Here is an 11,589-nt window from a genome sequence, read left to right as displayed (position 1 = left end):
TCTGTGCAAAAATCAATTCAAAACTACAATACGCTAAATAATTCGAGTTGCAGGCAGGCGGCAAGTGAGCAAATCCCCGGGAGCGTACACAAGTACGTGACCGGGGTGAGCGAATGCAGCCAACGCATCTGCGGCGTGAATTATGACGCGTATTAGCGGCCAGGGAATCCTGGCGGCATCATCCCTTTCATCCCACGCATCATCTTCATCATGCCGCCTTTCGACTTCATCTTCTTCATCATGCGCTGCATATCATCAAACTGTTTGAGCAGACGGTTCACGTCCTGCACCTGCATTCCACAGCCGGCGGCAATACGACGCTTACGTGACCCTTTAATGATTTCCGGCTTAGCGCGCTCTTTCAGGGTCATCGAGTTGATGATCGCTTCCATCCGCACCAGCACTTTGTCATCCATCTGCGATTTCACGTTGTCGGGGATCTGCCCCATACCTGGCAGCTTGCCCATCAGGCTGGCCATACCGCCCATGTTTTTCATCTGGCGCAGTTGCTCAAGAAAGTCGGTAAGGTCGAAACCATCGCCTTTCTTCAGCTTAGAGGCCAGTTTCTCGGCCTGTGCGCGGTCAACCTTGCTCTCAATATCTTCGATCAGCGACAGCACGTCGCCCATGCCGAGAATACGGGAAGCAATACGATCGGGGTGGAATGGCTCCAGCGCCTCGGTCTTTTCACCGACACCAAGGAACTTAATCGGTTTACCGGTGATGTGACGAATCGACAGTGCGGCACCGCCGCGGGCGTCGCCATCGACTTTGGTCAGCACCACGCCGGTCAACGGCAGCGCTTCGTTAAACGCTTTGGCGGTATTCGCGGCATCCTGACCGGTCATCGCATCAACGACGAACAGCGTTTCTACCGGGTTAAGAGAAGCGTGGACTTGTTTGATTTCGTCCATCATCGCTTCATCAACGTGCAGACGACCGGCGGTATCCACCAGCAGCACATCGTAGAACTTCAGCTTCGCTTCTTTCAGCGCGGCGTTAACAATCTCGAGCGGCTTCTGGCCCACATCGGACGGGAAAAAATCAACGTTAACCTGCTCAGCCAGCGTTTCCAGCTGTTTAATGGCCGCTGGACGATAAACGTCCGCGGAGACCACCAGCACTTTCTTCTTGTGCTTCTCACGCAGGAATTTACCTAGCTTAGCGACGCTGGTCGTTTTACCCGCCCCCTGCAGACCCGCCATCAGCACGACCGCCGGCGGCTGAGCGGCTAAATCCAGCGCCTGGTTCTCTTCGCCCATCGCCGCAACCAGCTCGTTACGTACGATTTTGACAAACTCCTGACCCGGAGTCAGGCTTTTGTTCACTTCATGACCCACCGCGCGCTCTTTGACGCGGCTGATAAAGTCACGAACGACAGGCAGCGCGACGTCCGCCTCCAGCAGCGCCATGCGGACTTCACGCAGGGTGTCTTTAATATTGTCTTCGGTAAGGCGTCCGCGGCCGCTAATGTTGCGCAGCGAACGCGACAAACGATCGGTTAAATTATCAAACATTGTCTCTCGCCTGAGGTGGAAACTGTCGGTCGCAGCAGCGACACGAAAACACGGATTTGGCGCAGTATAACACGACATGCAGCGCGATGTGATGCAACGGTTGGAGCAGACGTCGCGTGACGCTATACTGCTTCTCTTTCTTATTTAGTCAACAGTCGACACCCATATGCCTGTTTTTGCCCTGCTCGCGCTTGTCGCCTACTCCATCAGCCTTGCGCTGATCATCCCCGGCCTGTTGCAAAAAAACAGCAGTTGGCGGCGGATGGCGATTCTTTCCGCAACTATTGCGTTGATTTGTCATGCTTTTGCGCTAGAGTCACGTATTTTCCCCGGCGGCGAGAGTGGACAGAATCTCAGTTTATTAAACGTCGGTTCGCTGGTCAGTCTGATGATCTGTAGCGTGATGACTATCGTCGCATCGCGTAACCGCGGCTGGCTGCTGCTGCCTATCGTCTACGCATTTGCCTTGATTAACCTGGCTTTCGCCACTTTCGTGCCGAATGAATACATCACCCATCTGGAAACCACGCCAGGAATGCTGGTGCACATCGGCCTGTCACTCTTCTCTTACGCGACGCTGATTATTGCCGCGCTGTATGCGCTTCAACTGGCATGGATCGATTATCAGTTGAAGAACAAAAAGCTGGCCTTCAGCCATGAAATGCCGCCGTTGATGAGTATTGAGCGTAAAATGTTTCATATTACGCAGGTTGGCGTGGTCCTACTGACGCTGACGTTGTGCACCGGTTTGTTTTATATGCATAACCTGTTTAGCACGGAAAATATCGATAAAGCCGTGCTGTCGATCGTCGCGTGGTTCGTCTATATCGTTCTGTTGTGGGGCCACTATCATGAAGGATGGCGCGGTCGTCGGGTGGTCTGGTTTAACGTCGCTGGCGCAGGCCTGCTGACGCTGGCTTACTTTGGCAGCCGCGTGCTGCAACAGTTTATTAGTTAACCCCGAACGCCAACCTGTTCCGGTAGGTGTCATTATTGCAGAAAGCCTGAAGACTGGCTGCGCTCAGCGCCAGCAGGCTCATAAAATAGCCTACCGGACCAGGCGTTAAGGAGTCCCCCTGGAACACATATCTACCACCACGCTGATCGTGACGCTGATTATCATGGTGATTATCTCTGCCTATTTCTCCGGCTCTGAAACCGGGATGATGACCCTGAACCGCTATCGGTTACGGCATATGGCGAAGCAAGGCAACCGCCAGGCAAGACGCGTAGAAAAACTGCTGCGTAAGCCTGACCGTTTAATCAGTCTGGTGCTGATCGGCAATAACCTCGTCAACATCCTCGCCTCCGCGCTGGGCACGATTGTCGGCATGCGTCTGTATGGCGATGCCGGGGTGGCTATTGCCACCGGCGTGCTGACCTTCGTGGTCCTGGTTTTTGCCGAGGTCCTGCCTAAAACCATCGCGGCGCTGTATCCGGAAAAGGTCGCCTATCCGAGCAGTTTCTTACTGGCGCCGCTGCAGGTACTGATGATGCCGCTGGTCTGGCTGCTGAACACCATTACTCGCCTCCTGATGCGCATGATGGGTATCAAAACCGATATTATCGTCAGTGGCGCGCTGAGCAAAGATGAGCTGCGCACCATCGTGAACGAGTCGCGGACCCAAATCTCCCGCCGTAACCAGGACATGCTGCTGTCGGTGTTGGATCTCGAAAAGGTCAGCGTCGATGACATCATGGTCCCGCGCAATGAAATCATCGGTATTGATATTAACGACGACTGGAAATCTATCGTTCGCCAGTTGACCCACTCTCCTCACGGACGCATCGTGCTGTATCGCGGCTCGCTGGACGACGCCATCAGTATGCTACGCGTACGTGAAGCCTATCGCCTGATGACCGAGAAAAAAGAGTTCACTAAAGAGGTGATGCTGCGCGCCGCCGATGAAATTTACTTCGTGCCGGAAGGGACGCCGCTCAGTACGCAACTGGTGAAGTTCCAGCGTAATAAGAAGAAAGTCGGCCTGGTGGTCGATGAGTACGGCGATATCCAGGGACTGGTGACGGTAGAGGACATTCTCGAAGAGATTGTCGGTGATTTCACCACCTCGATGTCGCCGACACTGGCTGAAGAAGTCACGCCATTAACTGACGGAACCGTCATTATCGATGGCAGCGCCAACGTGCGTGAAATCAATAAAGCGTTTAACTGGCATTTGCCGGAAGATGAAGCCCGAACGGTTAACGGGATTATTCTGGAGGCGCTGGAAGAGATCCCGGTTCCCGGCACGCGAGTGCGTATCGAGCAGTATGATATCGATATTCTCGACGTCCAGGACAACATGATTAAGCAGGTGAAGGTCAACCCGGTGAAGCCCCTCCGTGAAAGCGCCGCCGAGTAATTGACAGGCCAGACGCAAAGACGGTGGACCTTGGGTTCGCCGTTTTTTTGCCCGCGATTTCTCGGGCAGCAGAAAGCAAATAAAAACGGCCACCTTCCGGCGGCCGTTGGAGGCGGGTTACTTCGCTTTCGCCACAGTCACCATCGCCGCGCGAATGGTACGACCGTTCAGGGTATAGCCCTTTTGCATCACGGCCAACACGTTGCCAGCCGCCACATCGTCAGACTCAACCATGGCGATGGCCTGGTGCACGTTCGGATCCAGCGGCACGTTGGTATCGGCAATCACTTCCACGCCGAATTTGCGTACGACATCCAGCATCGACTTCAGCGTCAGCTCGATACCCTCAACCATGGAAGCCATGTCCGGATTGGCTTTATCGGCCACTTCCAGCGCACGATCCAGGCTGTCAATAACCGGCAGCAGTTCGTTAACGAACTTTTCGAGGGCAAATTTGTGCGCTTTTTCCACATCCAGCTCGGTACGACGACGCAGGTTTTCCATTTCCGCTTTTATGCGCAGGATACCATCGCGTTCACGAGTCTGAGCTTCAGCCAGCTGTGCTTCCAGATTCGCAATTTTTTCATCGCGCGGATCCACCTGCTCAGCAGAAACTCCAGGCTCAACCGCCTCAACGTCCTCGTGCTGTTCCGTGATAATTTCTTCCGGGGCTTGCCCGTCAGGCGTTTTCTGTTCTTTACTACTCATGAATTTCTCCGCGTTTTTTTCGCATTCATCTCGCTAACTTCGCTTATTATGGGGATCCGTTTCCGGGTTTCAAGGGAAGCTGTCAGATTGTCATCATTCATTTAACGCAAGGACATCCACAACATGAAGAACCATTTCAAGTGTATAGGCATTGTGGGACACCCTCGTCACCCAACCGCGCTGACCACACATGAAATGCTCTGGCGCTGGCTCTCTGGCAAAGGCTACGACGTTCTGGTCGAACAACAGATTGCCCATGAGCTCCAGCTTAGCAATGTCAAAACGGGCACGCTGGCGGAAATTGGCCAACAGGCGGATCTGGCGGTTGTGGTGGGCGGCGACGGCAATATGCTCGGCGCAGCGCGAACGCTGGCGCGTTACGATATCAACGTCATCGGCATTAACCGCGGCAACCTCGGTTTTCTGACCGATCTTGACCCGGATAACGCCCTACAGCAGCTCGCCGACGTACTGGAAGGCCACTACATTTCGGAAAAACGTTTTTTACTGGAAGCCCAGGTCTGCCAGCAAGATTGCCAGAAGCGCATCAGTACCGCGATTAATGAAGTGGTCCTGCACCCGGGCAAAGTCGCGCACATGATTGAGTTCGAAGTGTATATCGATGAGGTGTTTGCCTTCTCTCAGCGTTCAGACGGCCTGATTATCTCCACACCAACGGGTTCCACCGCCTATTCATTATCCGCCGGCGGCCCCATTCTGACACCCTCATTAGATGCTATTACCCTGGTCCCGATGTTCCCGCATACCCTCTCGGCGCGTCCGTTGGTGATTAACGGCGACAGCACCATTCGCCTGCGTTTTTCCCAGCGCTGCAGCGACCTGGAGATCAGTTGCGACAGCCAGATAGCGTTGCCGATTCAGGATGGCGAAGATGTCCTTATCCACCGCTGCGATTATCACCTGAATCTTATCCACCCAAAAGATTACAGCTATTTCAATACATTGAGCGCTAAACTTGGTTGGTCGAAGAAATTGTTCTGATTTTAGCGGCTGCCTCTTTACTGGATAAAAAACCAGTCTATACTGTACGAAAACACAGTAATGTTTTTTCATACAGGAAGGCAGCTATGCTGGCGCAACTCACCATCAGTAACTTTGCTATCGTTCGTGAACTGGAAATCGATTTTCACAGCGGAATGACCGCGATCACCGGGGAAACCGGTGCCGGGAAATCTATTGCCATTGATGCGCTGGGGCTGTGCCTCGGCGGAAGAGCCGAAGCAGACATGGTGCGAAGAGGCGCCAGCCGCGCAGACCTGTGCGCCCGCTTCGCTTTAAAAGATACTCCGGCGGCGCAGCGCTGGCTGGAAGAAAACCAGCTGGAAAGCGGACGTGAGTGTTTACTTCGCCGCGTCATCAGTACCGATGGCCGCTCCCGTGGTTTTATTAACGGCACCGCCGTCCCGCTCTCTCAGCTTCGTGAGCTCGGCCAGCTGCTTATCCAGATTCACGGCCAGCATGCGCACCAGTTGCTGACCCGCCCTGAACATCCAAAAACACTGCTCGATGGCTACACCGGTGAGTATGCGCTCACTCAGCGTATGGCTGAACACTACCGTCAGTGGCATCAAAGCTGCCGCGAGCTGGCTCAGCATCAGCAGCAGAGCCAGGAACGCGCAGCCCGCGCCGACCTGCTGCAATATCAGTTGAAAGAGTTAAATGAGTTCAATCCGCAGCCGGGTGAGTTTGAACAAATCGATGAAGAGTACAAACGTCTGGCCAACAGCGGCCAACTGCTGACCACCTGCCAGCACGCACTGACGGTGCTCGCAGACGGTGAAGAAGCCAACCTACAGAGCCAGCTCTACACCGCCAGGCAGTTGGTGACCGAGCTGGTCGGTATGGACAGCAAGCTCTCGGGCGTGCTGGATATGCTTGAAGAGGCGGCGATTCAGCTCAGTGAAGCCAGCGACGAACTGCGGCATTATAGCGATCGCCTGGATCTCGACCCGAATCGTCTGTTCGAGCTGGAGCAGCGCATCTCTCGTCAGATAGCTCTGGCGCGTAAGCATCAGATTACCCCGGAAGAGCTCCCCGTATTTTATCAGGATCTGCTGGAAGAGCAGCGTCTGCTGGACGACAGCGCGGGCTCGCTGGAATCCCTTAGCCAGACCGTGGTAGAACACCATCAGTTGGCGCTGGAGAGCGCTCGGCAACTGCACGCTCTGCGTCAAAGCAGCGCGGAAGAGCTGGCGCAGTTAATCACTGAGAGTATGCGCTCACTTTCCATGCCTCATGGCGTATTTGCTATCGAGGTGGCCTTTGATGAGCGCCACCTCACCGCCCAAGGGGCCGACCGTATCGAGTTTCGCGTCACGACAAACCCGGGACAGCCGCTTCAGCCCATTGCTAAAGTCGCCTCCGGTGGCGAGCTGTCGCGTATTGCGCTGGCCATTCAGGTCATTACTGCGCGGAAGATGGAAACGCCGGCCCTGATTTTCGATGAGGTGGATGTCGGCATCAGCGGCCCGACGGCGGCAGTCGTGGGCAAACTGCTACGTCAACTGGGCGAATCGACTCAGGTCATGTGCGTCACTCACCTGCCGCAGGTTGCCGGCTGCGGCCATCAGCATTTCTTTGTCTGCAAAGAGACCGACGGCGAGATGACGGAAACCCATATGTACCCACTCGACAAACGGGCACGTCTGCAGGAACTGGCCCGTCTGCTGGGCGGTAGCGAAGTCACCCGTAACACGCTGGCAAACGCGAAAGAGTTGCTCGCAGCGTAAACTTTTTGATTTTCGCAGAGTCATAGTGAACAGCAAATTGCCGTAAGACCTGCAGTCGAAGGTTTCCAACTGGGCAAAGGTCTATTATTATCGGCATATTACAGATGAGCCACGTACTGCTCGGGCCCGAAAAGGAATAAAATCACTATGCGCTGTAAAACGCTGACTGCTGCCGCAGCGGTTCTTCTCATGTTGACCGCAGGCTGTTCCACTCTGGAACGAGTGGTTTACCGTCCTGATATCAACCAGGGTAACTATCTGGCACCTACTGATGTAGCAAAAATTCGTGTCGGCATGACGCAACAGCAGGTTGCTTATGCACTGGGTACCCCGATGATGTCGGATCCATTTGGTACCAACACCTGGTTCTATGTTTTCCGTCAGCAGCCTGGGCATGAAAAAATCACCCAGCAGACGCTAACGCTGACCTTTAACAGCGGCGGCGTGCTAACCAACATTGATAACAAACCGGCTCTGACCAACGAGTAATGTAGTAAACACCTTGCTGCAGAAAGACAAAAAGCGCTCACTGAGCGCTTTTTTTATCGCTTTCACCGCTATTTCCCGGCGTGTTTCTCCGCGCGCTGACGACGCAGCTCCTTCGGATCGGCAATCAGCGGGCGGTAGATTTCCACCCGATCGCCATCATGCACCACATCATGTAATTTAACCGGGCGACTGTATATTCCGACCTTGTTTTTCGCCAGATCGATATCGCTGCGCAGCGCCATCAGGCCGCTGGCAATAATCGCCTGTTCGACCGTTGCGCCCTCTTCAAGCTTTACGCTTTGCAGGTACTGCTTCTCCGGCAGGGCATAAGCAACTTCCACCACGATGTTAGCCGACACGATAAACCTCTTTGGCTCTGGCCGTGAAAGCCTGCACCATATTTAACGCCAGCTCTTTAAAGATGCGACCAAATGCCATCTCAATCAGCATGTTAGTGAATTCAAAATCGAGATGAAACTCAATTTTGCAGGCATCCGAGCTCAGCGGGATAAACTTCCAGCCGCCAATTAGCTTTTTGAACGGACCATCGACCAGACTCATTAAAATGCTCTGGTTACTGGTAAGGGTATTGCGTGTCGTAAAGGTCTTACTGATGCCTGCTTTGGATACATCAACCGCCGCCATCATTTGCGTCGGCCCAGACTCCAGCACACGGCTCCCGGTGCAGCCAGGCAAAAAATCAGGATAAGACTTCACGTCATTTACGAGTTGATACATCTGTTCCACACTGAAAGGCACCAGTGCAGTACGGCTAATCTGAGGCATAGCAAGTTCCACATTTATACACGCGGCAAATAATATCATTTATCTGCCGCTAAAAAAAACGCTGTGCCGCAACTCGTGCTAAGATAGCGCATTACACCTCGCAGGATGGATTGAGGTACTGTGTTCCCGTTTAGCAATGACTTCAGGACATTATGACCAAGAAAAAAGCCCACAAACCTGGATCAGCCACCATTGCGCTGAATAAACGCGCCCGCCATGAATACTTTATCGAAGATGAATACGAGGCTGGTCTTGCCCTACAAGGGTGGGAAGTCAAATCTCTGCGCGCCGGCAAAGCCAACATCAGCGACAGCTATGTGATCCTGAAAGATGGCGAAGCCTATCTCTTCGGCGCCAACTTTACGCCGATGGCCGTGGCATCGACCCACTACGTCTGCGACCCGACGCGTACCCGCAAGCTGCTGCTTAATCAGCGCGAGTTGGATGCCCTGTACGGGCGCATCAACCGTGAAGGCTACACTGTCGTGGCCCTGTCGCTGTACTGGAAGAACGCCTGGTGCAAAGTGAAAATTGGTGTCGCCAAAGGTAAGAAACAGCACGACAAGCGTACCGATCTCAAAGATCGCGAGTGGGCGCTGGATAAAGCCCGCATTATGAAACACGCCGGCCGCTAATCTCCCTCTTTTTAAGGGCCAGTTCAGCTGGCCTTTATACGCTATATCATTGTTGATGCTGCTTTTTCACCCAACCGATCCCCACAATCATGCGAACGAATGCTGGTAATTCCATTCACAAATCTGTTATACTTGCCTTAACACATTGGGGCTGATTCTGGATTCGACGGGATTCGCGAAACCCAAGGTGCATGCCGAGGGGCGGTTGGCCTCGTAAAAAGCCGCAAAAAAATAGTCGCAAACGACGAAAACTACGCTTTAGCAGCTTAATAACCTGCTAAGAGCCCTCTCTCCCTAGCTTCCGCTCTTAAGACGGGGAATAAAGAGAGGTCAAACCCAAAAGAGATCGCGTGGAAGCCCTGCCTGGGGTTGAAGCGTTAAAACTAATCAGGCTAGTTTGTCAGTAGCGTGTCCGTCCGCAGCTGGCCAGCGAATGTAAAGACTGGACTAAGCATGTAGTGCCGAGGATGTAGGAATTTCGGACGCGGGTTCAACTCCCGCCAGCTCCACCAATCATGATTGGACAGTGATAGGACATCACTAGCAATAACAGGAAGTTAGCAGTCTCAGCAGTACACCGACCAGACGGTGAGGGGACAAAAAAGGATACGCAAAGGAGCCGCGGCTCCGGAGTGATATGAAAACCCGCTTATGCGGGTTTTTTTGTATGAGGATCACTGATGTCATCATCCATCAAACAAATAATTAATGATCGTCAAGAAACCATAGCCGCCATTGAAAAATGCTTTTCCAATGCTTTGCAATGCTACGTGATCCATTATTCATGTGAATCCTTCTACAATCTTCAGGGCGGGCAATCCACCCGAATAACTTCAATCGCTATACGAAATTTAGGAAGCGCACAAACTCATCATTGGGCTCTGAACCGCTCTGCTGAGTTGTTAAAACTGAACGTTTCAGATCCTGCTAACTTAGATACTTTGGAACATCATCTACTTAAAAATTACTTCGATTTCCTATCAAGATACGCAACCTGTACGTTTATGCATTGGAATATGCGTGACAACAACTATGGTTTCCAGGCCTTGCAACACCGCTTTGAAGTGTTAACTGGAATCCCATTCATCCTTAGCGATGATAGAAAGCTAGATTTAGCAAGGGCTGCCGTTTCGATTTATGGGCGTAACTATATAGCTCACGCCGCAAAAAATGGACGAAGCGGCAGATTACTAGCGCTTGTAGAAAAGAACCACATCGCAGACAAAGATGTTATGACCGGACAAGAAGAAGCAGAAGCTTATATCAATGGAAAATATAGAGAACTTGAAATGTCTACCCTTAGGAAAGTAGACATTCTTTGTAACATTGCTGAACGCATGCATGACCGCACATTGAAAACTAACTCGGTATGGTATAAACCCAGAAGCTTTCATCCTTACTGGCTGTTTAATCGATTAAAAGAGCACCCAGTTATGTCCGGCTTGGTAGCAATTGGCATCTTAATTGGGGTTATTAGCAAAAGCTTGGATCTCTATTCAAAGTTCCAACACTAGCATGGGGTGTCGGGGGTCGGAGGTTCAAATCCTCTCCTGCCGACCAAAAATCCCAGAGAAACCAGCCTTTTAAGGCTGGTTTTTTTATGCCTTCTTTTTGTGCGGGGAATCAATGGGGAGAAACGGGGGAGAAAACCCATCAATAATAACTTCTAAACCAAGGGCCTGAGCTGATAGAGCGGATCACCTGACCCTAAGCAAATCACTGTATCTCGTTGTGTACCGCGGGGATAACATTTCTCGTTTCATCTGCCAGGCGGTCTGGATACCCTGGCCGGCAAAGTACAGGGCTCCTCTCCCATTTTTCGCATTAAGATGATCCAGGACCTCCATCAGTTTTTCGCTATTTTGCCGTGGTGCATTATCGTCAAACAGGTTTAGCTGGGCCACGCCCTGACTATAGAAGTCGCCGAGCATCACGCCTGCTTTTTGATACCGGTGTCCATCTTTCCAGATACCATCGAGGCATTTTGTCGCCGCGGTGATTATGTCCCTGCTGTCCTGGGTTGGCGTAAGCAGCTTTACCGATGCGCTGTTCCCGTAGTATGGCTCGTTAAGCGCAAAGGGGCTGGTTTTAACGAACGCTGAGATGAACCGACAATACTGATGCTCGCCACGGAGTTTCTCCGCTGCACGTGAGGCGTAGCTGCAGATCGCCTGCCTCATCTCATGGTATTCAGTGATACGTCCACCAAACGAGCGGCTGCAAACTATTTCCTGTTTCACCGGCGCGAACTCCTCCAGACCGAGACATGGCTCTCCGCGTAGCTCCCGCACGGTTCGCTCCAGAACAACATTAAAATGCTTCCGGATAAAACGGATATCGG

General features: G+C 52.6%; 12 protein-coding genes and 1 other RNA gene. 8 read left to right on the top strand and 5 right to left on the bottom strand.

The genetic code is table 11. The annotated features are described in order from the left end of the window. Nucleotides 1-152: 152 nt before the first annotated feature. The gene (ffh, locus tag ACZAHD_RS17755; RefSeq protein ID WP_462457950.1) at nt 153-1,517 is read right to left on the bottom strand and encodes a signal recognition particle protein; all 1,365 of its coding nucleotides are present in this window, start codon (nt 1,515-1,517) and stop codon (nt 153-155) included. A 166-nt stretch (nt 1,518-1,683) separates the two neighbouring features. Between ffh and ACZAHD_RS17750 the strand changes: the two genes are divergently transcribed. Together ACZAHD_RS17750 and ACZAHD_RS17745 are read left to right on the top strand one after the other, a co-directional pair. Continuing rightward, nucleotides 1,684-2,475 (top strand): cytochrome C assembly family protein, encoded by a 792-nt coding sequence (locus tag ACZAHD_RS17750; RefSeq protein WP_462457949.1) that lies wholly within the window; start codon nt 1,684-1,686, stop codon nt 2,473-2,475. Nucleotides 2,476-2,593: 118 nt separating this feature from the next. Further along, the gene (locus ACZAHD_RS17745; protein ID WP_462457951.1) at nt 2,594-3,880 is read left to right on the top strand and encodes an HlyC/CorC family transporter; all 1,287 of its coding nucleotides are present in this window, start codon (nt 2,594-2,596) and stop codon (nt 3,878-3,880) included. Between the two features lie 117 nt (nt 3,881-3,997). On the opposite strand, the gene grpE is transcribed toward ACZAHD_RS17745, so the two are convergent. Then, nucleotides 3,998-4,588 carry a nucleotide exchange factor GrpE gene (grpE, locus tag ACZAHD_RS17740; RefSeq protein WP_462457948.1) on the bottom strand — a complete coding sequence of 197 codons (591 nt, stop codon included), beginning with the start codon at nt 4,586-4,588 and terminating at the stop codon, nt 3,998-4,000. Between the two features lie 123 nt (nt 4,589-4,711). Here grpE and nadK point away from each other — a divergent pair, with 123 nt between their 5' ends. From nadK to bamE, 3 genes are all read left to right on the top strand, one after another. Next, entirely contained in the window at nt 4,712-5,590 is an 879-nt protein-coding gene (gene nadK / locus ACZAHD_RS17735) for an NAD(+) kinase (protein ID WP_462457947.1), read from the top strand. Nucleotides 5,591-5,676: 86 nt separating this feature from the next. Next, nucleotides 5,677-7,338, top strand: coding sequence for a DNA repair protein RecN (recN, locus tag ACZAHD_RS17730; protein ID WP_462457946.1), 1,662 nt, complete (start codon nt 5,677-5,679; stop codon nt 7,336-7,338). Between the two features lie 147 nt (nt 7,339-7,485). Continuing rightward, nucleotides 7,486-7,827: an outer membrane protein assembly factor BamE gene (gene bamE / locus ACZAHD_RS17725; RefSeq protein ID WP_462457945.1), complete on the top strand. Its 342-nt coding sequence runs from the start codon at nt 7,486-7,488 to the stop codon at nt 7,825-7,827. Nucleotides 7,828-7,895: 68 nt separating this feature from the next. On the opposite strand, the gene ACZAHD_RS17720 is transcribed toward bamE, so the two are convergent. Next, nucleotides 7,896-8,186: an RnfH family protein gene (locus ACZAHD_RS17720; RefSeq protein ID WP_462457944.1), complete on the bottom strand. Its 291-nt coding sequence runs from the start codon at nt 8,184-8,186 to the stop codon at nt 7,896-7,898. Then, entirely contained in the window at nt 8,176-8,613 is a 438-nt protein-coding gene (locus ACZAHD_RS17715) for a type II toxin-antitoxin system RatA family toxin (protein ID WP_004866577.1), read from the bottom strand. Before ACZAHD_RS17715 ends, ACZAHD_RS17720 begins: the two co-directional genes overlap by 11 nt. Before the next feature lie 152 nt (nt 8,614-8,765). Here ACZAHD_RS17715 and smpB point away from each other — a divergent pair, with 152 nt between their 5' ends. The 3 genes from smpB to ACZAHD_RS17700 all read left to right on the top strand — a co-directional run bounded on the left by smpB (nt 8,766) and on the right by ACZAHD_RS17700 (nt 10,762). Then, nucleotides 8,766-9,248 (top strand): SsrA-binding protein SmpB, encoded by a 483-nt coding sequence (gene smpB / locus ACZAHD_RS17710; protein WP_004866580.1) that lies wholly within the window; start codon nt 8,766-8,768, stop codon nt 9,246-9,248. Nucleotides 9,249-9,395: 147 nt separating this feature from the next. Continuing rightward, nucleotides 9,396-9,760, top strand: a transfer-messenger RNA (tmRNA) gene (gene ssrA / locus ACZAHD_RS17705). Nucleotides 9,761-9,928: 168 nt separating this feature from the next. Next, on the top strand, nt 9,929-10,762 hold the full coding sequence (locus tag ACZAHD_RS17700; RefSeq protein ID WP_040165658.1) for a hypothetical protein: 834 nt from the start codon (nt 9,929-9,931) through the stop codon (nt 10,760-10,762). Nucleotides 10,763-10,945: 183 nt separating this feature from the next. On the opposite strand, the gene umuC is transcribed toward ACZAHD_RS17700, so the two are convergent. Beyond that, a partial coding sequence (umuC, locus tag ACZAHD_RS17695; protein WP_462457943.1) for a translesion error-prone DNA polymerase V subunit UmuC occupies nt 10,946-11,589 on the bottom strand: 644 nt, incomplete at its 5' end.

This window comes from Raoultella sp. (assembly GCF_039594335.1).
In the GTDB taxonomy this organism is placed as follows: domain Bacteria; phylum Pseudomonadota; class Gammaproteobacteria; order Enterobacterales; family Enterobacteriaceae; genus Klebsiella.
The sequence above is the reverse complement of the archived record's forward strand: the minus strand, read 5'-3'. Positions and strand labels throughout refer to the sequence as shown.